The sequence below is a fragment of the Streptomyces anthophorae genome (assembly GCF_049310305.1).
Classification (GTDB): Bacteria; Actinomycetota; Actinomycetes; order Streptomycetales; family Streptomycetaceae; genus Streptomyces.
In genome coordinates this window covers 5675736-5696642 of sequence record NZ_JBLWQQ010000001.1, presented here as the reverse complement: position 1 = coordinate 5696642, position 20907 = coordinate 5675736, and the positions used below count along the sequence as shown (strand labels likewise).

The window sequence follows — 20907 nt, the reverse complement described above, 5'->3', positions numbered from 1 at the left end:
TGCCCCGCCCCTTGGCCGTCGGCCGGCGGCCGTCACCCGCCGGCCACCAGCCCGCCCAGCATCTTCCAGCGACCCGTATTTACCCTTCACAAGGGCACAAAGCACCTCTACGCGAGAGTAGATTTATCCAGCGGCGTGATTTGACGCCGAATCAACTCCCGGCAGCCCGCGGGGACTTACGGGATGACGATGACGGGACGCTGCGCGCGCCGCGCAAGGCGTCCCGCGACCGAGCCGAAGATCCGCCCGACGAGCCCGTGGGTCGAGCCCACGACGATGGCGTCGGCCGAGTACTCGTGCCCGACCTCCTCCAGCTCGTGGCAGATGTCGCCACCGCGCTCGACGAGGATCCAGGGCACCTCGGCCAGATACTCCGCGCAGGCCAGCTCGAGCCCCAGGACCTCCGTGCGGTGATCCGGCACGTCCACGAACACGGGCGGTTCACAGCCCGCCCACACCGTGGTGGGCAGCCGATTGGCCACATGGACGATGATCAGCCCCGAGCCCGAACGGTGGGCCATGCCGATCGCGTACGCCAGGGCCCGCTCGCTCGACATCGAGCCGTCGAAACCGACGACGACACCGTGCTTGAAAGCGGGATCACAGGCTTGACGTGTCTCTTCCGCCGCTCGGGGCGTCGCCGTGGGGTCGGCGACCTGCCGCTTGCGGTCCGCGGGTTCGGGGATTTCGTGACCGGCCATGAGTGTCTCGGCGTGTACCTCGTGGGCCTCTAAAGAGGGGACGACAACTGATCGGCGGAGCTGTGTCCGGGAATCATCTTCCCAACCCCATACCCCCAAGGGTACGGCGACACTCCTCCTCTGCCCAGACTCTGATTCCGGGCCCCAGAGCTGCGCCTTCTTCGTCGATGGTCTCGCTCCGCCGCGTTCAGGGGAGCATGCACGAGGGCCGCCCGTATGGCAATGGTTGCTGCCCCGTACAGGCGGTTTGCGCACTCAACTGGGCGTCCGACGTCCCCCGACGAAGTGACCCGGGCCGGTCGGCGGCGTTGAACTCGCGTACCGAGAGACACAGGGAGCGCTCAGTGCCCGTACCGACCCTCGACCGCCGCCCCGGCGCCGCGCACCACCACGACCCGCGGCTGCCCGCGCGCTGGGCCGCGTTCAGTTGCGTCCTGGTGCCGCTCGTACTCGTCTGGTACGGCTCGTCCGCCGCGGGCGCGGGCGGCGCCGCGCTGGGCCTCGCGGCGATCACCGCGGCGTGCCGGCTGCTCCTTCGACAGTCGGAACGCGGGGCTGCACAGTTGCACAGTGAACAATGCAGCGCGCATCGTAGGGAGTACGACGGAAGCGCTCCTGACGCACGCGACGGCGGGCGCCGGGCCGGGTGGGATACGCCGGTTGGCTGACCGGTTTCAACGCGACGCTCCGATAATTTTCAGCCAACTTGGGTCAGCGGGCCCTCCCTTGCGTTGCGCCTCCTCCAACCCCCTTTCCACCAGGGCCGAAACCACGGGGAAAGGCGCTTGTGCCCTACGGGGACCGGCCACGGAGTTGAGGCCCACTTCCCAGCAACGGCCCTGAGTGCGACGCTTCGTGATCGAATGCTTCACGCCAAGTTGCCATGTCGACAATCTGTCAGGTTCTTAACTGGTCACGACGGCACCATGGGACGCAGTAGATTCGATCATGACTGTCTGATCTGAAGGCGGCGGGGGACTTCGTGCATCACCGAGGGGAAACGTGCAGGAGCGAACAACCCGTCAAAATATTGAGGGAGCCGGGATCACCGAGGGGGGCTTAGCAGCATGAGCCACGACGCCACCACCGCGCCGGAGGCGGCGGCTCGCAAGCTGTCGGGGCGCCGTCGACGAGAGATCGTCGCGGTGCTGCTGTTCAGCGGCGGACCCATCTTCGAGAGTTCCATTCCACTCTCCGTGTTCGGGATCGACCGACAGGACGCGGGAGTTCCGCGCTATCGATTGCTCGTGTGCTCGGGCGAAGACGGGCCCCTGAGGACCACGGGGGGACTCGAACTCACCGCGCCGCACGGACTAGAGGCGATATCGCGAGCGGGCACGGTCGTCGTGCCCGCCTGGCGGTCCATCACTTCTCCGCCACCGGAGGAGGCGTTGGACGCCCTGCGCCGCGCTCACGAAGAGGGCGCGCGCATCGTCGGCCTGTGCACGGGAGCCTTCGTGCTCGCCGCGGCAGGCCTGCTGGACGGCCGTCCGGCGACCACGCACTGGATGTACGCACCGACGCTCGCCAAGCGCTACCCGTCGGTCCATGTGGACCCGCGCGAGCTCTTCGTGGACGACGGAGACGTACTGACGAGCGCCGGCACCGCGGCCGGAATAGATCTCTGTCTGCACATCGTGCGCACGGACCACGGCAACGAGGCGGCCGGAGCGCTCGCCCGCCGCCTGGTGGTCCCACCGCGCCGCAGCGGCGGCCAGGAGCGCTATCTCGACCGGTCGCTGCCGGAGGAGATCGGCGCGGACCCGCTGGCCGAGGTCGTCGCGTGGGCACTGGAGCACTTACACGAACAGTTCGACGTGGAGACGCTGGCCGCCCGCGCCTACATGAGCCGCCGCACCTTCGACCGCCGCTTCCGGTCGCTGACGGGGTCCGCCCCGCTCCAGTGGCTGATCACGCAGCGGGTGCTTCAGGCCCAGCGGCTCCTGGAGACCTCCGACTACTCGGTCGACGAGGTGGCGGGCCGCTGCGGCTTCCGCTCCCCCGTCGCGCTGCGCGGGCACTTCCGGCGCCAGCTCGGCTCGTCGCCCGCCGCGTACCGGGCCGCCTACCGGGCGCGCAGGCCGCAGGGCGAGGGGCAGGGGCAGGGGAAGCCGGAGAAGCCCGACAGGCCGGTCGAGCTCACGGGCGTGCCGGGCACCGAGGGGACGCCGGTCCCCGCGCAGTCCCGGCGCACGGCGGCCGCCAACGCACTCGGCCCGCCGGCGGCCTCGATGCCAATGGGCCACTCGGGACTGCCGGGCCCGCGCACGGCTTCGTAGCCCCGGGGCCCGGCACCGGGCACAGGAGCTGACGCCCGTCGTCTGCCAGTGAGAAGGTCGGACCCGTAGGGTTGGGCGCATGAACGATCGCATGGTGTGGATCGACTGCGAGATGACCGGACTCTCGCTGGCGAACGACGCGCTCATCGAGGTGGCCGCACTGGTCACCGACTCGGAGCTGAACGTACTCGGCGACGGAGTGGACATCGTGATCCGCCCGCCGGACGAGGCCCTGGAACAGATGCCCGAGGTGGTGCGCACGATGCACACCGCCTCGGGCCTCCTCGACGAGCTGGCGGGCGGCACGACGCTCGCGGACGCCGAGGAGCAGGTCCTGGCGTATGTACGTGAACACGTCAAGGACGCGGGCAAGGCCCCGCTGTGCGGGAACTCGGTCGGTACCGACCGCGGATTCCTGCTGCGTGACATGCCGACGCTGGAGGACTACCTCCACTACCGGATCGTCGATGTGTCCTCGGTCAAGGAGCTCGCCAGGCGCTGGTACCCGAGGGCGTACTTCAACAGTCCGGACAAGAACGGCAACCACCGGGCGCTCGCCGACATCCGCGAGTCCATCGCCGAGCTGCGCTACTACCGTGAGGCGGTCTTCGTCCCGCAGCCAGGACCCGACTCGGACACCGCGAAGTCGATCGCGGCGAAGTACGTCCTGCCTGCTGAGTAACCCCTCGCAAACCCCTGTGTACGGGGTCCGGGCCCGCTCGGGAAAAGGTGTGCGCGAGCACCCCTTCGGACCCTGTACACTTTTTCTCGGCCGGTCGGAAGAAAGACAAACGACCGGACATGGTGGGTGTAGCTCAGTTGGTAGAGCACCTGGTTGTGGTCCAGGTGGCCGCGGGTTCAAGTCCCGTCACTCACCCTGAAGGGTCCGAAGGCCCCGGTTCGAGAGAACCGGGGCCTTCGGCGTTCCCGGAGGCGATCAGGGCCACGGTCGGGGCCCCGGGGCCACGGCTATGACGAGGCGCGGACCACGAGCTCCGTCGGAAGCACCAGGTGGCGCTGCGTGCCGCGCCGGACGGAGGAGCGCTTGCCCTCCGCGGCCAGCGCTATCTCGTCGAGCAGCAGCTCCGTCATCGCCCGGCCCATGTCCCGGGTCGGCTGGCGCACGCTGGTGAGGCCCGGCTCCATGTGGCGGGCGATCACCGAGTCGTCGAAGCCGACCAGGGAGACGTCGTCGGGGATGCGGCGGCCCGCCTCGCGCAGCACCTGGCGGGCGCCGGAGGCCATCAGGTCGGAGCAGGCGAAGACCGCGTCGAGGCCGGTGCCGCGCTCCAGGAGCTCCTCCATGCAGCGGCGGCCGCCCTCCTCGGTGAAGTCTCCGTACGCCACCAGCTTCTCGTCGTAGGCGATCCCGCTCGCGGCCAGCTCGTCCTGGTAGCCGGCGAGGCGGCGCTGGGCCCCGTACACGTCGAGCGGGCCCGCGATGATCGCGACGGACCGGCGGCCCCGGGAGACCAGGTGCTCGACGGCGGAGCGGGCGCCCGCGTAGTTGTCGGTGTCGACCGAGGGCAGCGGCTCGTCCGCGGAGCGGGGGCCGCTGATCACGGTCGGGATGTCCATCTGCATGAGGCGGTCCGCGAGCGGGTCGTCGGAGTGGACCGAGACCAGCAGGACACCGTCGACGCGATGGGCGGCGAGGTAGGCGGCGAGCCGGTCCTGTTCGCGCTCGCCGCGGGCGAAGGTGAGCAGGAGCTGGAGGTTGGTCTCGGCGAGGGCGAGACCGACGCCGCCGACCATGCCGGAGAAGTACGGCTCGGAGAAGAACCGGGACTCGGCCTCCGGGACCACCACCGCTATCGAGTCCGAGCGGTTGGCCGCGAGGGCCCGCGCCGCCGTGTTCGGTACGTAGCCGAGCTCGGCCACCGCCTCCTCGACCGCCGCCCGGGTGCGGTCGCTGACCCGCGGCGATCCGTTGATGACGCGGGAGACCGTGCCCCGGCCGACGCCCGCTCGGGCCGCGACCTCCTCGAGGGTCGGGCGCCTGCCGTGCGTGCCGTGAGCCACCATGACTCCTACCTCCCCAGATCTTGAGCGGAATCTAACAGCCCGATAACCGCACGAACTTGTCGTCGCCGAGTGTCTTGACACCCCGGGTTCGAGCGACGACCCTTCAACTCATCACGGGTGGGAGCGCTCCCACCCTACTGGACGCATACAGAAGCCGCACGTTCCCCGCCCGAGCCGCACGTGAACGAACGGGCCCAGTACAGCAGTTGGCAGCAGGCCGGGATCTGCACGTCTCAGCATCAAGAGCACATGAGCACTTGGAGGACCAATGCGCACTGCCCGTACGTCCCGACGCGCGATGACCTTCGCGGTCGTCGCCGCCCTGGCCACAGGCCTGCTTGCCGGTTGTGCGAGCGATGACGACGACGGCTCCGGGGGCGCCGGGGGTTCCGGGGACAAGAAGGGCTCGACCACGCTGACGGTCGGCACCTTCGGCACCTTCGGTTACAAGCAGGCCGGGCTCTACGACGAGTACATGAAGCTGCACAAGAACATCACCATCAAGGAGAACGTCACCACCAGGACCGACGTCTACTGGCCCAAGACCCTCACCCGTCTTCAGGCCGGGTCCGGCACCGACGACATCCAGGCCATCGAGATCGGCAACATCACCGAGGCCGTGCAGACGCAGGCGAACAAGTTCGTCGATCTCGGCAAGGAGGTCGACAAGTCGCAGTGGCTGGACTGGAAGAACAAGCAGGCCACCACCAAGGACGGCAAGCTGATCGGCCTCGGCACCGACGTCGGCCCGATGGCGATCTGCTACCGCAAGGACCTCTTCAAGAAGGCCGGCCTGCCCACCGACCGCACCAAGCTCGCCGAGATGTGGAAGGGCGACTGGGCGAAGTACGTCGACGTCGGCAAGGACTACATGAAGAAGGCGCCGGACGGCACCAAGTTCGTGGACTCCGCCTCTTCGGTCTACAACGCGGCCCTCGGCGGCGCGAAGGACCGCTACTACGACAAGAGCGGCAAGGTCATCTGGGACACGTCCCAGGGCGTGAAGGACTCGTGGGACGCCGCGATGGAGGTGGCGACCTCCGACATGTCGGCGAAGCTGAAGCAGTTCGACAAGCCGTGGGACCAGGGCTACGCGAACGGCACCTTCGCCACCGTCGCCTGCCCGGCGTGGATGATCGGCTACATCCAGGAGAAGTCCGGTGACGCCGGCAAGGGCAAGTGGGACGTCGCCGCCGCGCCGACCGCGGCCAACTGGGGCGGCTCCTTCATCGGCGTGCCGACGGCGAGCAAGCACCAGAAGGAGGCCATCGCCCTCGCGAAGTGGCTGACCGCCCCCGAGCAGCAGGCGAAGGTCTTCGCCAAGCAGGCCAGCTTCCCGTCGACCCCGTCGGCGTACGCGAGCCTGAAGCCGAAGGCGGACACCACGGCCTACTTCTCGAACGCGCCGCTCACGCAGATCTTCTCCGACTCGGCGAAGACCATCCCGGTGCAGATCTTCGGCATCAAGGACCAGCCGATCAACACCGCGATCACCGACACCGGCATCCTCCAGGTCGAGCAGAAGGGCAAGTCGCCCAAGCAGGGCTGGGACGCGGCCACCAATGAGGTCAAGGACGTGCTCGGCCAGTGAGCAGCTCCCACGAGGCTCTCGCGCACACCGCGTCGAGCGCCGACGCCGCGTCCGACTCCACGAAGGAGTCGGGCGCGGCCCGGGGCGCTCAGGGTCGCGGTACGCCGAAGAACGCCGACTCCTGGCGCAGCCGGCTGTACCGCTGGGACATGAAGGCGTCCCCGTACGCGTTCATCGCCCCCTTCTTCATCATCTTCGGTGCCTTCTCGCTGGTGCCGCTGCTCTACACCGCCTGGTACTCGCTGCACAACGTGCAGCTGTCGAACCTGGACGGCCAGACCTGGGCGGGCCTGGAGAACTACACCAACCTGTTCCAGTCGGACTTCTTCTGGAACGCGCTGAAGAACACCCTGTCCATCGGGGTGATCTCCACGGTGCCGCAGCTGGCCGCGGCGATCTGGCTCGCCCACATGCTCAACTACCGGCTGCGCGGCTCGGTCGTGTGGCGCGTCGTCGTGCTCACTCCGTACGCCACGTCGGTGGCCGCCGCGACGCTCGTCTTCGTGATGCTCTTCGCCCCGGACAGCGGGATGATCAACTGGATCCTCGACTCCATCGGGCTCGACAAGATCAACTGGCGGGAGTCCGACTGGGGTTCGCAGCTCGCGGTGTCCTCGATCGTGATCTGGCGGTGGACCGGGTACAACGCGCTGATCTATCTGGCGGCGATGCAGGCCATCCCCGCCGACCTCTACGAGTCGGCGGCCCTCGACGGGGCCAACCGCTGGCAGCAGTTCCGGCACGTGACGATCCCGATGCTGCGGCCGACGATCCTGTTCACGGTCGTGGTCTCCACCATCGGCGCGATGCAACTCTTCGGTGAGCCGCTGCTGTTCGGCGGGGTCAGCGGCACCAAGGGCGGGTCCGAGCACCAGTACCAGACGATCGGCCTCTACATGTACGACCAGGGCTGGATCGTCGGCAACCTCGGCAAGGCGTCCGCGATCGCCTGGTCGATGTTCCTGATCCTGCTGGTCGTCGCCGCGATCAACATACTGATCTCCCGCCGGCTGAGGAAGTCCCAATGACCACCATCGAAGATGTGACGCGGCCGAAGCGGCGCCGGGTCCTCGGCGCGGGCAAGCAACTGCACGCGGGTCCCGTCACGTACGTAGCCCTTGCCCTGTTCGCCCTGATCTCCCTCGCCCCGCTGCTGTGGACGGTGATCGCGGCCTCGCGCACCAACGCGCGCCTCGCGCAGACGCCGCCGCCGTTCTGGATCGGCGGGAACCTCTTCAAGAACCTGGAGACCGCCTGGAACCAGGCGGGGCTCGGCGCGGCGATGTGGAACAGCATCCTCGTCGCGTCGGCCATCACCGTCGGCACGGTGCTGTTCTCCACGCTGGCCGGGTTCGCCTTCGCCAAACTGAAGTTCCGGTTCTCGACGGCGCTGCTCCTGATGACCATCGGCACGATGATGATTCCGCCGCAACTCGCCGTCGTACCGCTGTACTTGTGGATGACCGATCTGGGCTGGGCGAACCATCTCCAGACCGTCATCCTGCCGACGCTCGTGTCCGCCTTCGGCACGTTCTTCATGCGGCAGTACCTGGTGCAGGCGCTGCCGTCCGAGCTCATCGAGGCGGCGCGGGTCGACGGGGCGAGCAGCCTGCGGGTGGTGTGGCACGTCGTCTTTCCCGCGGCGCGGCCCGCGATGGCCGTGCTCGGGCTGCTGACCTTCGTCATGGCCTGGAACGACTTCCTGTGGCCGATCATCGCCCTCACCCAGGAGAACCCGACGGTCCAGGTCGCCCTGAACGCGTTGGGCACGGGGTACATCCCCGACGACTCGGTGATCATGGCGGGGGCGTTGTTGGGGACGTTGCCGTTGCTCGTCGCGTTTCTGCTGTTCGGGAAGCAGATTGTGGGCGGGATCATGCAGGGGGCCGTCAAGGGGTGACACGCCCTCCGGGTGGGCGGGGTGTTCGTGTTGCGCCCCGCCTGTCCTACGTCTCGGGGCTCTGCCCCGGGCCCCGCGCCTCAATCGCCGGCGGGGCTTGATTGGCCTACCCGCCGAAGCAGCCCAATTTCTATCTATGGGAGCGCTCCTATGACCACCACCGACAACACCGGCCCCGACCTCGCCAACGCCCCCGTCGCGACCCGGTTTCCCGCCGGGTTTCTTTGGGGGGCGGCCACCGCCTCGTACCAGATCGAAGGAGCCGTGCGGGAGGACGGGCGGACGCCGTCGATCTGGGACACGTTCAGTCATACGCCGGGGAAGGTGGTGAACGGTGACACCGGGGACGTCGCCGTGGACCACTACCACCGGTGGCGCGACGACGTGCGGCTGATGGCCGACCTGGGGCTCACCGCGTACCGGTTCTCCGTGGCGTGGCCGCGGGTGCAGCCGACCGGGCGCGGGCCCGCCGTGCAGCGTGGGCTCGACTTCTACCGGGGGCTCGTGGACGAGCTGCTCGCCCATGGGATCAAGCCCGTCGTGACGCTCTACCACTGGGACCTGCCGCAGGAGTTGGAGAACGCGGGCGGCTGGCCCGAGCGGGACACCGCCTACCGGTTCGCCGAGTACGCGGGGCTGGTCGGCGAGGCGCTCGGCGACCGGGTCGAGAGCTGGGTGACCCTCAACGAGCCCTGGTGCAGCGCCTTTCTGGGCTACGGCTCCGGGGTGCACGCCCCCGGGCGGACGGACCCGGCGGCGGCGCTGCGCGCGGCGCACCACCTCAACCTCGGCCACGGGCTTGCCAGTTCGGCCCTGCGTGAGGTGCTGCCGGCCCGCGCCAAGGTGGGGATCAGCCTGAACCCGAGCGTGGTCAGGGCCCTCACCGACGCCCCTGCCGACCTGGATGCCCGCCGCCGCATCGACGCGCTGGCGAACCGGGTCTTCACCGGGCCGCTGCTGAAGGGCGCCTACCCGCGCGACCTGATCACCGACACCGCGGCCGTCACGGACTGGTCGTTCGTGCGGGACGGGGACACCGCGGCGATCCACCAGCCGCTCGACTTCATCGGCCTGAACTACTACACCCCGGCCGTCGTCTCCGCCGCCCGCCCCGACCAGGACGGACCCCGCCTCGACGGGCACGGCGGAGGCGAGCACACGCCGTGGCCGGCCGCCGACGACGTCGCCTTCCACCACGCGTCCGGCGAACTGACCGCCATGAACTGGCCCGTGGACCCGACCGGCCTCACCGACCTGCTCCTCGACCACGCCTCGCAGGCGCCGGGAATTCCGCTGTACGTGACCGAGAACGGGGCGGCGTACGAGGACGTGGTCGACGCCGATGGCCGCGTGCACGACCCGGACCGCATCGCCTATCTGCACGGCCACCTCGCCGCCGTCCACGACGCCATCGAGCAGGGCGCCGACGTCCGCGGCTACTTCCTCTGGTCGCTGCTCGACAACTTCGAGTGGGCCTACGGATACGGCAAGCGGTTCGGCGCCGTGTACGTCGACTACGAGACGCAGGAGCGCATCCCGAAGTCCAGCGCCACCTGGTACTCCCGGGTGGCCCGAACCGGGGGGCTGCCCGCCGAGTCCTGACCCCGGCGGGCAGAGGGGCCGGTGCGCGCTGTGTGGCAGCAGCGCGCATCGGCCCTTATTTTGCGCATATGCACGATACTTACCTATACGAGCGGTCCTGAAGCGCCATGGGTGTGCTCAAGGACCATCCGGAACTCGTCCTGTTCGTGAGCCTCGCGCTCGGCTACCTCGTGGGGAAGCTGCGCGTGGGGCCGCTGACGCTGGGCGGCATCTGCGGGACGCTGATCGTCTCGCTGCTGCTCGGGGCCTGGACCAAGGCCCATGTCTCCGACGACGTGAAGACCGTGTTCTTCGCGCTGTTCATCTTCGCGCTCGGCTACATGGCCGGGCCCCAGTTCTTCCGCAACCTCAACAAGAAGAGCCTGCGCTTCTTCGTGCTGTGCGGCATCGAACTGGTCTGTGTCATCGGCATCGCGCTCGGCCTCGCGAGCTGGTTCGACCTGGACGTCGGCACCGCCTCCGGCATCCTGGCCGGCGCCGCCACCGAGTCCGCCGTGGTCGGCACGGCCACCGAGTCCATCGGCAAGCTCAGCGACCTCACCGCCGCCCAGATCACCGAGTACCAGGGCAACGTCGCCACCGCGTACACGGTCTGCTACCTCTTCGGCCTGATCACGATCGTGCTCTACACGAGCCAGATCATGCCGATGATGATGCGCATCAACCTGCGCGACGCCGCCCGCGAACTGTGGGAGCGCACGCGCAGCCGCGGCAGCCTGGAGGCGGACGAGCGCCCCGCCCTGCCGGGCATGGTGGGCCGCACGTACCTGGTGACCACCGCTGATGGCCGTACGGTCGGCGATCTGCGGTCCTCGTTCGGCGAGCGGGTCACCGTCGAGGCGGTCAAGCGCGGCAGCAAGGTCCTCGACGTCACGCCGGGGCTCGAGCTCACCCTCTCCGACCTGGTGCTCCTGGTCGGCCGCCGGGCGAACGTGATCGACGCGGGCCGGATCGTCGGCCCGGAGACACCGGGCGTGCCGGGCCTCGACTCACCGCTCGCCTCCCGCGAGGTGTCGGTCACCGACAAGGAGCTGGACGGGCGGTCCATCGACGAGGTGCAGAAGGCGAACCCCGAGTTCTACCAGGACGGCGTCTACGTCACCGACATCACCCGCGGCGACCAGGACATGCCCGCCACCGGGGACACCGTGCTGCACCGCGGTGACGTGCTGACCCTGGTGGGCGCCCGCTCGGGCCTGGACAAGCTGGTCGCGCGGATCGGCTCGGTGGTCAAGAACGACGCCACCGACTTCATCTATCTGGGGCTCGGCATCGCGGCCGGTTCGCTGCTCGGACAGGTCGTGGTCAAGTTCGGCGACATCCCGATGTCGCTCGGCACCGGCGGCGGCTGCCTGATCTCCGGGCTGCTCTTCGGCTGGTTCCGCTCCCGCTCGCAGACCTTCGGCGCGTTCCCGCCGCAGGCCGCCTCGACCATCAAGGACATGGGGCTCGCGGTCTTCATCGCCTGCACGGGCCTCGTCTCCGGGCCGCAGGCCTGGCCGCTGATCAAGGAGTACGGGGCGCTGCTCCCGTTCGCCGGGATCGCCATGGTGCTGATCCCCGCGACGATCTCCCTGATCATCGGGCGCAAGCTGCTCAAGATCGAGAAACCGCTCCTGATCGGCGCCATCGCGGGACAGCAGTGCTCGACCCCCGCGATCACCGCGGTCACCCAGGTGGCGCAGTCGTCGGTGCCGATGCTCGGCTACACGATCACGTACGCCCTCTCCAACTTCCTGCTCCCGCTGACGGGCCCCGTGCTCGTCGGCATCCTCGGCAACTGAGAGGACGCTCCGCGACGTGATCGACTTCCTCAACCGGAACATCTTCCAGCCCTATCCGGAACTCCTCGTCTTCCTCACGGTCGCCTTCGGCTTCCTGCTCGGGAAGATCCGCTACAAGGCCATCGCGCTCGGCGCCGTCACCGGCTGCCTCATCGCGGGCCTGCTGCTCGGCGCCTGGACCGGCGTCGAGATCAACGGCACGGTGAAGAGCCTGTTCTTCATCATGTTTCTGTTCGCCCTCGGCTACAAGGTCGGCCCGCAGTTCTTCCGCGGCCTCAAGACGGACGGCCTGCCGCAGGTCCTCAACGCCGTCGTGGTCTGTGTCTCCGGCCTGCTGATCTGCTGGGTCTTCGCCGCGATGCTCGGCTACGGCCCCGGGCTCTCGGCCGGACTGCTCGGCGGCGCCCTCACCCAGTCCGCCGTGATCGGTGTCGCGCAGGACGCCATCGGCACCCTGCCGGGCCTGTCCACCGGGGACGCCAAGCACGAGGCGAACCTCGTCGCGATCGGCTACGCGGTGACGTACCCGCTCGGCACCATCCTGTGCGCGATGCTGCTCGCCAACATCCTGCCGAGGCTCTACAAGAAGGATCTCGCCGCCGAATCGGCCCAGATGGCGAAGGAGTTGGACGCCCCCGACAACGACCCGGACCTCGCCGAGGGCTACTACGAGGTGGTCCTGCGCGCCTACACCATCGAGCGCCCCGACATCGTCGGCCGCACCATCGACGACTTCGAGAACCAGCAGAAGGAGCTCGGCCACCGCATCTACCTCACCCGGGTGCGCCGCGACGGGAAGATCCTCGACCACACCCAGCAGACCGTGCTCCGCGAGGGCGACATCGTCGCGGTGAGCGCGCTGCGCGGCTCGCTCGTCGACTACGACGCCCGCACCCACATCGGCAGGGAGACCGACGACGTCGAGCTGCTCGGCTACGAGACGGAGACGCTGCACGTGGTGGCGTCCGAGAAGGCACAACTGGGCCGCACCGTAGCGGAGTTGCGCCGCGAGCCGTTCATGGTCGGCGTCTACATCGACAAGATCTACCGCTCGGGCGCCGAGTTCCCCTACCGCCTCTCCTCGAAGGTCGAGCGCGGCGACACCCTCGTGCTCACCGGGCCCAAGCGCCTGGTGGACCCGGCGGGCGCGGCGCTCGGCAAACCGGTGCCGACCTCGTTCGCCACCGACATGATCTGGGTGGGGCTCGGCATCTTCCTCGGCGGCTGCATCGGCATCCCCGCACTGACCGTCTCCGGCGTCCCCATCTCGCTGTCCACCTCGGGCGGCGCGCTCATCATGGGCCTGGTCTTCGGCTGGATCCGCGGCAAGTACCCGACGTACGGCAATGTGCCGCCCGGTGCCCAGTGGTTCATGGACACGCTCGGCCTGTGCATGTTCGTCGCCATCGTCGGCATCAACGCGGGCCCGAGCTTCACCTCGGGGCTCTCCGACGCCGGCTGGGGCCTGCTGGTGTTCGGCGCGGTCGCCACCGTCGTCCCGCTGATCGTCGGCTTCCTGTTCGGCCACTACGTGCAGAAGATCCGCTTCCCGATCCTGATGGGCGTACTCGCCGGAGGCCAGACCACCACCGCCGCGATCGGCGCGATCAACGAGTCCTCCCGCTCCCAGGTGCCGACCCTCGGCTACACGATCCCGTACGCGGTCGGCAACGTCCTCCTCACCATCTGGGGCGCCGTGATCGTCCTCCTCCAACACTGAGCCCCCGCACCGCACTTAAGGACCACAGATGACCAAGACGACGTTCACGCGCGAAGAGATCCAGCAGTACGCCCAGCTCTCCCCCTTCGAGCTGAAGAACATCTTCATCGACCTCGCCGAGCAGGCACAGGCCGACAAGCCGGGCCAGAAGGAGAAGTCCAGCCGCCAGATGCTCAACGCGGGCCGCGGCAACCCGAACTGGATCGCCACCGGACCCCGCGAGGCGTTCTACGCCCTCGGCTACTTCGCCCTGGAGGAGTCGCGGCGCGTGTGGACCGCCGACAACCTCGGCGGAATGCCGGAGAAGCACGGCGCGTACGAGCGCTTCGACACGTTCGTGCGCCGCCACCCGGACCTGCCGGGCATCGAACTCCTCGCGCAGTGCGTCCAGCACGGCATCCAGCGCTTCGGGTTCGACAAGGACGAGTGGGTGCACGAGCTGACCGACGGCATCACGGGCGACAACTACCCGGTGCCGGACCGGATGCTGGTCCACGGCGAGCAGGTGGTGCGCGGCTATCTCGCGGACGAGATGTTCGACAAGAAGGCGCCCGCGGACAACAACCTGTCGCTGTTCGCCACCGAGGGCGGCACGGCGGCCATGTGCTACATCTTCGACTCCCTCATGAAGAACGGGCTGTTGAAGAAGGGCGACAAGATCGCGCTGATGGTCCCGGTGTTCACCCCGTACATCGAGATCCCCGAGCTCGACACCTACGAGTTCGACGTCACCTACATCTCGGCCAGCAAGTTCGCCGAGACGGGCGTGCGCGAGTGGCGGTACCCGGAGGAGGAGGTCGCCAAGCTGGCGGACCCGGAGATCAAGCTGGTCTGCCTGGTGAACCCCTCCAACCCGCCGTCCCTGGCGCTGAGCACCCGGGTCGCGAACCAGATCAAGGAGATCGTCGCGACGAAGAACCCGAACCTGCTGCTCGTCACCGACGACGTGTACGGCACGTTCGTCGAGGGCTTCCGCTCCATCGCCGCCGACCTGCCGCGCAACACCCTGCTCGTCTACTCGTACTCGAAGCACTACGGGTGCACGGGCTGGCGGCTCGGCGTGATCGGGCTGCACGACGACAACATCATCGACGAGCGGATCGCCCAGCTCCCGCAGGAGGAGAAGGACCGGCTGAACAAGCGGTACGGCTCGCTGACCCTGGAGCCGGAGAAGATCAAATTCATCGACCGGCTCGTCGCGGACTCCCGGCAGGTGGCGCTCAACCACACGGCCGGCCTGTCGCTGCCGCAGCAGGTGATGATGGCGCTCTTCTCCCTCTTCGACATGCTGGAGGAGGGCCAGGCGTACAAGGAGAAGATCCGCTCCATCGTCCGCCAGCGCCTCGACCTGCTCCTCGAAGGCGCCCAGATGAAGATCCACGAGGATCCCCACCGGGCCGCCTACTACATCGAGCTGGACCTCCTCGCCGAGGCCGAGCGCGTGCACGGCACGGCGTTCGCCCGGTTCCTGGAGAAGAACTACGAGCCCGTCGACGCCCTGTTCCGGCTCGCCCAGCAGACGGGCGTGGTGCTGCTCAACGGCGGCGGCTTCGAGGGCCCCGAGTGGTCGGTCCGCGTCTCCCTCGCCAACCTCGACAACCTGGACTACCTGAAGATCGGCCACCATCTGCGCGGCATCTTCAACGACTACGCGGAGGAGTGGCGCACCTCGCAGGCGTAGGCCACCCGTGCACCACGAAAGCCCCGGCCGGATGGGGGGTGAGCCGGTCGGGGCTTCCGCTTGCGTGGGGGCGCGGTGGGGCGCGGCGGCCGTGCGGGGGGGGCTAGTTGAACTTCGCGAACGCCTTCTGGAACGCGTCCGCCTCCTGCTCGATCGAACTGCACGTCGGCTGCGCCGAGTCGGAGGCCCCGCCCTCGCAGGCCTTGTCGCGGGTCGCCGACCACATGGAAAGACCGCCGAGGCCCTTCTCCTTGGCGAAGGAGACGAGCTGGGTGGCGTCCTCGACCTTGAAGACCTCGGACGAGACGTCGTTGACGCCGATCATCGGGGTGATCGCGACGGCCTTCCAGGCGTCCGCGTCCGACAGGCCGAGGGCCGACTTCACCTGCGCCTGCGTGGCGGTCGCCGCCTGCTCGGCGTAGTCACCCATGTCGCCGCTGTACGAGGCCCCGTAGTCCATCGCCATGATGTTGACGAGGTCGGGCGAGGCGCCGTTGTCCTTGGCGTTCTTGAGGAAGTTCACGCCGTCCTGGGTGAGCCCCTCGGGCATCACCGGCAGGGTGACCGAGACGTTCAGGCCCGCGTTGTCCTTCTGGAGCTTCGCGATCGCCTCGGCGCGCTTGGTGTTGGCCGCGGTGTCGGGCAGCGCGCCGCCCTCGATGTCGAAGTCGACCTTGGTGAGGTCGAACTGGTCGATGACCTTCTGGTACGCCGCCGCCAGGTCGCCCGCCGATGAGCAGGCCTGCGCCAGCTCGGTGCCGCTCGCGCCGCCGAAGGAGACGCGCACGTCGCCGCCCGCCGACCTCAAGTCGCCGATCTGCGCGGCGACTTCGTCGCTGCCGACGTCGGTGACGCCGCCCCACTTCGGCGCGCAGTCGCCGCCGGAGGTGATGAAGGCGAGGTTGTACTCCTTGACGCCGGTGGCCTTGGAGGAGCCGACCAGGTCGAACTTCGGCTGGAGCGAGGTGTCGACGTACGGCGCGAAGGCGGCGCCCGCGTCCGTCACTTCGGCGGACGCGCCGGAGGCGAAGAGGAACGCGCCGCCGCCCACGAGCGCGGCGGCCACGACACCGCCCACCGCCTTCTTCCTGCCGCTGATCCTGCGCCGGTGCGTGCTGCTGCTCATCGCGTGCCTGCCTTAGATGTGCGTGGGGGGTGTGGGTGCGCCCACGAGAAGGTGGGGCGCGGCAGCACGCTAGCGATCCACAACCCGGCAATTCGGGCAACGGGGAAGGGCGTTGAGGATCTTAGGGTTGGCTTAAGTGAGGGATCGGGACCGGTTAAAGGTCGATACCAATCCGTGCACGACCGACTTCTTTCGGCTGCCGTTCCCGCCCTTTCGGTCCCGGCCGCGCCGACCGTGCCCGCGGCGCCCCGCGACCGGCCGGTACCCCTCCAGCTGGAGCCAGATCCGCACCTCGGTGCCGCCGAGCACGGACGAGCCGATGCGCACGTCGCCGCCGGTGGACTCGGCGACCCGGCGCACGATGTCCAGGCCGAGCCCGGTCGAGCCGACCTCGACGCCCTCCGTGCCGCGGGCCAGCGCGGCCTCCGGGTCGGCGATCCCGGGGCCCGCGTCGGAGACGAGCACGATCACGGCACCCTCCGCCCGGTGCACGTCGACCGCGAACGCGGTGCCCTCCGGGGTGTGCCGGAACACATTGCCGAGCAGCGCGTCGAGCGCGGCCGCCAGCTCCCCGCGGGCGACGGGGAGACGTACGGGGCGGTCGACGCCCGCGACCCGCACCTTGCGGCCCTCGTCCTCGGCGAGCGCCGACCAGAAGTCCATGCGCTCGCGGATCACCTCGGCGGCGTCGCAGCCGGCACCGGGCCCCGCGGCGGCGGTCTGGGGCTTGGCGTCCCTGGCCGTCCGGATGATGGTGTCGACCTCGTGCTCCAGCTGCTCCACGGCGGCCCGGGTCTGCTCGGCGGCGGGCCCGTCCCCGAGCGAGGCGGCGTTGAGCCGCAGCACGGTCAGCGGAGTCCGCAGCCGATGCGACAGATCGGCCGCCAACTCCCGCTCGTTGGCAAGCAGTTGCACCACTTGATCGGCCATGGAGTTGAACGCCACGGCGGCGAGCCGCAGCTCGGTCGGCCCGTCCTCGGGCACCCGCGCCCCGAGCTTGCCGTCCCCCAGGTCGTGCGCGGCCCCGACGAGCCGCTGGGCCGGCTGCACCATCCGCCCGCCGAGCCGGTCCGCGACCGCCACGGACCCGATGATCAACGCGATGCCGACCCCGCCGAGCACGACCCATGCGGTCGTCACGCCGTTGGTGACCTCGTCCTGGGGCACGTAGACCTCGACGACGGCGATCTTTCCGGTGCTCACCGCGATGGGCTGAAGCCACACCGAGCCGCCCGGCACGTCCACGACGGTGGCCTGCCGGATGTCGAGCCGGTCACGTCCGACCCGCTGCTCCCCGAGCCGGATCTCCTCGTGCCCGCCACCGGCCGGCACGTACACGGACATCCGGTCCTCGCCGCCGGTCTGCGCGGTGGCGAGGGCGCGGTCGAGCTGGTCGCGATCAGTGGTGATGGAGAGGGTGGGGCCGATGGCGGCGGCGGTCCGCTCGGCGTTGGAGAAGGCCCGGTCCCGCGCCATCTCCTTGATCACGAGGCCGAGCGGGACGGCGAAGGCGACCACGACCATCGTCGTGACGGCGAGGCACACCTTGACGAGCGCCCACCTCAAGGCGAGGGCTCCGGCCGCGGGGGTTCCAGCTTCACACCGACGCCGCGCAGGGTGTGCAGATACCGCGGCCGCGCGGCAGTCTCCCCAAGCTTTCTCCGTAGCCAGGACAAATGCACATCAATGGTCTGATCGTCCCCGTACGACTGCTGCCACACCTCGGCGAGCAGTTCCTTGCGGGCGACGACCACGCCGGGCCGCCCGGCGAGGAAGGTCAGCAGATCGAACTCGCGCCGCGTGAGATCCAGCGGCGCACCGTCGAGCTCGGCCTGCCGCCGCAAGGGATCGATGGCAAGGCCGCCGACCCGGATCACCCGCGAGGGCGGCTCGGCCGCCGTGTTCCCCCGCGAGCGCCGCAGCACGGCGGCCATCCGCGCGGACAGGTGCTCGGGCGAGAACGGCTTGGTCAGATAGTCATCGGCACCGTCATTGAGCAACCGCACGATCTCGGCCTCGTCGTCCCGGGCCGTGGCGATGATCACGGGTACGTCGGTGATCCCGCGCAGCATCTTCAGGGCCTCGGCCCCGTCGAGATCGGGCAGGCCAAGATCCAGGATCACCACGTCGAAGCGGAGATGGGCGACCTCGCGCAGCGCCTCCAGAGCCGTGCCGACGCTGCGCACGGTGTGCGCGGCGTCGGTCAGGTGCCGGATGAGGGCTGAGCGTACGAACTGGTCGTCCTCGACCACGAGCACACTTGCCATGGGACGGCACCGTACGCCATCCGGCGGTTTCCGGGTCTCGTTCGGGTGGTCACGGGCCTCGCGGGACAGCCGGGGCGGGTGTGGTGCAGTATGGCCCGCGATGCACGAGACCCCCGGAACCCCGCGCAGCCCGCACCCCGCCCGACGGCGGTTGGTGCACGGGGTGGCGTGGCTGCTCGCGACCGGGGCGGCGGTGACGCTGTCGTGGTGGGGCGTGCACACGGTGATGGCGGGCACCGTGTACGACCCGCCGCAGGCGCTCCCCGTCGTGGCGACCCAGGACGAACCGACCGCGAAGCCCCCGGTCTCCTCCTCGACCCACCGCCCGGAACCGTCGGTGTCGGCCTCCGCCCCTTCGGCGTCCCCGAGCCGCACGTCACACTCCCCGAGGCCCACGCCCACCCCACGCACGACGTCCCCCGCCCCGCCGCCCTCCGGCTCCGTCAAGAGCTACGCGACGGCGGGCGGCCGCGCGGTCTTCGACCTCCAGAAATCTTCCGCGACCCTCGTCTCGGCGACACCGGCGGCGGGCTGGTCGGTCCAGGTCTGGAAACAGCCCACATGGATCCGCGTCGAATTCACCTCGGCCGACAAAAAGGTCTCCGCCTTCTGCACCTGGCACGACCACGAACCCACGGTCGAGATCGCCAACTACTGACCCGATCAAGCCCCTGCGGCGATTGAGCAGCGGGGTCCGGGGCAGAGCCCCGATCTTTTCTCCCTCGCCGGCCGATCGGGACACGGTTTTCAAGCCCCGCCGGCGATTGAGGCGCGGGGCCCGGGGCAGAGCCCCGCGACGTAGGCAACGACTACCGAAACACCGACGGCGGCGGCGCCGGAGACGCCTTGGCCGAAGCGTCGGTGACCGCAACCGCCCCACCCGCGAAATCCACAAGCGCCTTACCGTGCTCAACCCGCCCCGGATGCGAATCCCCCGCCGCCCGCCGGGTCAGCTCACCCACACCCAACACCCCCGCGGACGCGACAAGCACCGCGTTCCCGAACCGCTTCCCCCTCAGCACCGTCGGATCCGCGACAAGCGCCAGCTCGGGAAAGACGGCCGCCGCGGTGGCGATCTGCCCCCGCAGATACGCGAGCGGCGGCCCGTCCGCGATATTGGCGACATACGTCCCCGTGGGCCGCAGCACGCGCCGCACCTCGGTCAGGAACTCCGTACTGGTGAGATGCGCGGGCGTGCGCGCCCCACTGAACACATCGGCGACGAGGACGTCGGCCCAGTCGTCGGGCAGCTTCGCGAGCGCCTCACGCGCATCGGCGGTCCGCACCCGGATCCGCTGCCCCGGATCCAACGGCAGCGCCCCCCGCACGAGTTGGACCAGCGCCCCGTCACGCTCCACGACCTGCTGCGTGGAGCGGGGCCGGGTGGCGGCGACGTAGCGCGCCAGCGTGAACGCCCCGCCGCCGAGGTGCACGGCCTGCACGGGCCGCCCCCGCTCGGCGGCCAGATCGATGACGTGCCCGATCCGCCGCTGGTACTCGAAGGAAAGATACGACGGGTCGTCGAGGTCGACGTGGGACTGCGGCGCCCCGTCCACGAGCAGCGTCCAGCCGGCCGGCCGGTCCCGGTCGGGCACCAGCTCGGCGAGCCCGCCGTCGACCTCCTCGACCACGGCCTCCCGCCCCGCGCGCCCCTGCGCCTGCTTCCCTCGCGACCTTGCCATTCGGCCATTATCGACGGCCGCGCGCGGTTCGGCTCAGCGGCAGCTGTCCGCGGCGTCGATCATGCGCGCCGCCTCGTCGAGCGCGGCCCGCAGCACCGCGGGGTCGGTGACCAGGTCCGAGGGCCGCTCCGCGGGGTCCGGCGGGAGGAGCCAGCCCGTGCCCTCGACCGGCGGGTCCGGCCGCACACCGATCGCGAGGCCGCGCCCCCGCGTCTGCGTGCAGTCGCTGCCGGGCACGTCCCAGCCGTCGGCGGTGCCGGGCGGGACGAGGAAGCCGAGGGTGTCGCCGCCCCCGTCGTGCAGCACCGGGCCAACCGTTTCCGTACAGCCGCGGCGCAGGATGTCGACCGCTTCGAGGCCCTGCCGGGCCGGCACCGTGACCAGGTCGCAGTCGCCGGGCGGCGACGCGCTGCACTCCTCGCTCGGCCGGTGCCGCACCGTCGTGGGGGGCGTGGGCAGTGAAACCGTGGGCATGGACGCGTTCAACACGTCGGCCCCTCCTCACTCGTGGGGATTCGCCGCATGGTTCAACGCGCACGCGCCGTCAAC

18 protein-coding genes and 1 tRNA gene are annotated in these 20907 nt (G+C 69.6%); 12 read left to right on the top strand and 7 right to left on the bottom strand.

The window, feature by feature from the left end:
• Nucleotides 1-176: 176 nt before the first annotated feature.
• Nucleotides 177-701, bottom strand: a complete 525-nt coding sequence (locus ACNYS0_RS25955) for a universal stress protein (protein WP_422476861.1) — start codon at nucleotides 699-701, stop codon at nucleotides 177-179.
• A 401-nt stretch (nucleotides 702-1102) separates the two neighbouring features.
• Between ACNYS0_RS25955 and ACNYS0_RS25950 the strand changes: the two genes are divergently transcribed.
• From ACNYS0_RS25950 to ACNYS0_RS25935, 4 genes are all read left to right on the top strand, one after another.
• Nucleotides 1103-1369, top strand: a complete 267-nt coding sequence (locus ACNYS0_RS25950; RefSeq protein ID WP_422482780.1) for a hypothetical protein — start codon at nucleotides 1103-1105, stop codon at nucleotides 1367-1369.
• A 399-nt stretch (nucleotides 1370-1768) separates the two neighbouring features.
• Nucleotides 1769-2980, top strand: coding sequence for a GlxA family transcriptional regulator (locus ACNYS0_RS25945; protein WP_422476860.1), 1212 nt, complete (start codon nucleotides 1769-1771; stop codon nucleotides 2978-2980).
• A gap of 79 nt (nucleotides 2981-3059) precedes the next feature.
• A complete protein-coding gene (gene orn / locus ACNYS0_RS25940) occupies nucleotides 3060-3662 on the top strand; it encodes an oligoribonuclease (RefSeq protein WP_422476859.1) in 603 nt (200 codons plus the stop codon).
• Nucleotides 3663-3784: 122 nt separating this feature from the next.
• Nucleotides 3785-3857: transfer RNA gene (locus tag ACNYS0_RS25935), tRNA-His, on the top strand.
• A 92-nt stretch (nucleotides 3858-3949) separates the two neighbouring features.
• On the opposite strand, the gene ACNYS0_RS25930 is transcribed toward ACNYS0_RS25935, so the two are convergent.
• Entirely contained in the window at nucleotides 3950-5005 is a 1056-nt protein-coding gene (locus ACNYS0_RS25930) for a LacI family DNA-binding transcriptional regulator (RefSeq protein ID WP_422476858.1), read from the bottom strand.
• A 268-nt stretch (nucleotides 5006-5273) separates the two neighbouring features.
• Between ACNYS0_RS25930 and ACNYS0_RS25925 the strand changes: the two genes are divergently transcribed.
• From ACNYS0_RS25925 to ACNYS0_RS25895, 7 genes are all read left to right on the top strand, one after another.
• Entirely contained in the window at nucleotides 5274-6596 is a 1323-nt protein-coding gene (locus tag ACNYS0_RS25925) for an ABC transporter substrate-binding protein (protein WP_422476857.1), read from the top strand.
• A complete protein-coding gene (locus ACNYS0_RS25920) occupies nucleotides 6593-7624 on the top strand; it encodes a carbohydrate ABC transporter permease (protein ID WP_422476856.1) in 1032 nt (343 codons plus the stop codon). The genes ACNYS0_RS25925 and ACNYS0_RS25920 overlap by 4 nt, the downstream gene beginning before the upstream one ends.
• Nucleotides 7621-8496, top strand: coding sequence for a carbohydrate ABC transporter permease (locus tag ACNYS0_RS25915; RefSeq protein ID WP_422476855.1), 876 nt, complete (start codon nucleotides 7621-7623; stop codon nucleotides 8494-8496). Before ACNYS0_RS25920 ends, ACNYS0_RS25915 begins: the two co-directional genes overlap by 4 nt.
• Nucleotides 8497-8646: 150 nt before the next feature.
• Entirely contained in the window at nucleotides 8647-10098 is a 1452-nt protein-coding gene (locus ACNYS0_RS25910; RefSeq protein ID WP_422476854.1) for a GH1 family beta-glucosidase, read from the top strand.
• Nucleotides 10099-10205: 107 nt separating this feature from the next.
• Nucleotides 10206-11882, top strand: coding sequence for an aspartate-alanine antiporter (gene aspT / locus ACNYS0_RS25905; protein WP_422476853.1), 1677 nt, complete (start codon nucleotides 10206-10208; stop codon nucleotides 11880-11882).
• 16 nt (nucleotides 11883-11898) lie between these two features.
• A complete protein-coding gene (gene aspT / locus ACNYS0_RS25900; RefSeq protein WP_422476852.1) occupies nucleotides 11899-13602 on the top strand; it encodes an aspartate-alanine antiporter in 1704 nt (567 codons plus the stop codon).
• 28 nt (nucleotides 13603-13630) lie between these two features.
• On the top strand, nucleotides 13631-15283 hold the full coding sequence (locus ACNYS0_RS25895; RefSeq protein ID WP_422476851.1) for a bifunctional aspartate transaminase/aspartate 4-decarboxylase: 1653 nt from the start codon (nucleotides 13631-13633) through the stop codon (nucleotides 15281-15283).
• Between the two features lie 103 nt (nucleotides 15284-15386).
• Here the strand turns inward: ACNYS0_RS25895 and ACNYS0_RS25890 are convergent, their stop codons facing one another.
• The 3 genes from ACNYS0_RS25890 to ACNYS0_RS25880 all read right to left on the bottom strand — a co-directional run bounded on the left by ACNYS0_RS25890 (nucleotide 15387) and on the right by ACNYS0_RS25880 (nucleotide 18676).
• Complete coding sequence (locus ACNYS0_RS25890) at nucleotides 15387-16409, bottom strand: chitinase (RefSeq protein WP_422476850.1); 1023 nt, start codon at nucleotides 16407-16409, stop codon at nucleotides 15387-15389.
• A 132-nt stretch (nucleotides 16410-16541) separates the two neighbouring features.
• Entirely contained in the window at nucleotides 16542-17975 is a 1434-nt protein-coding gene (locus ACNYS0_RS25885) for a sensor histidine kinase (RefSeq protein ID WP_422476849.1), read from the bottom strand.
• On the bottom strand, nucleotides 17972-18676 hold the full coding sequence (locus ACNYS0_RS25880; RefSeq protein ID WP_422407489.1) for a response regulator transcription factor: 705 nt from the start codon (nucleotides 18674-18676) through the stop codon (nucleotides 17972-17974). Before ACNYS0_RS25880 ends, ACNYS0_RS25885 begins: the two co-directional genes overlap by 4 nt.
• Nucleotides 18677-18776: 100 nt before the next feature.
• Between ACNYS0_RS25880 and ACNYS0_RS25875 the strand changes: the two genes are divergently transcribed.
• Nucleotides 18777-19334: a hypothetical protein gene (locus ACNYS0_RS25875; protein ID WP_422476848.1), complete on the top strand. Its 558-nt coding sequence runs from the start codon at nucleotides 18777-18779 to the stop codon at nucleotides 19332-19334.
• A gap of 151 nt (nucleotides 19335-19485) precedes the next feature.
• On the opposite strand, the gene ACNYS0_RS25870 is transcribed toward ACNYS0_RS25875, so the two are convergent.
• Entirely contained in the window at nucleotides 19486-20358 is an 873-nt protein-coding gene (locus ACNYS0_RS25870) for a spermidine synthase (protein WP_422476847.1), read from the bottom strand.
• Between the two features lie 33 nt (nucleotides 20359-20391).
• On the bottom strand, nucleotides 20392-20832 hold the full coding sequence (locus ACNYS0_RS25865; RefSeq protein WP_422482779.1) for a hypothetical protein: 441 nt from the start codon (nucleotides 20830-20832) through the stop codon (nucleotides 20392-20394).
• Between the last annotated feature and the right edge of the window lie 75 nt (nucleotides 20833-20907).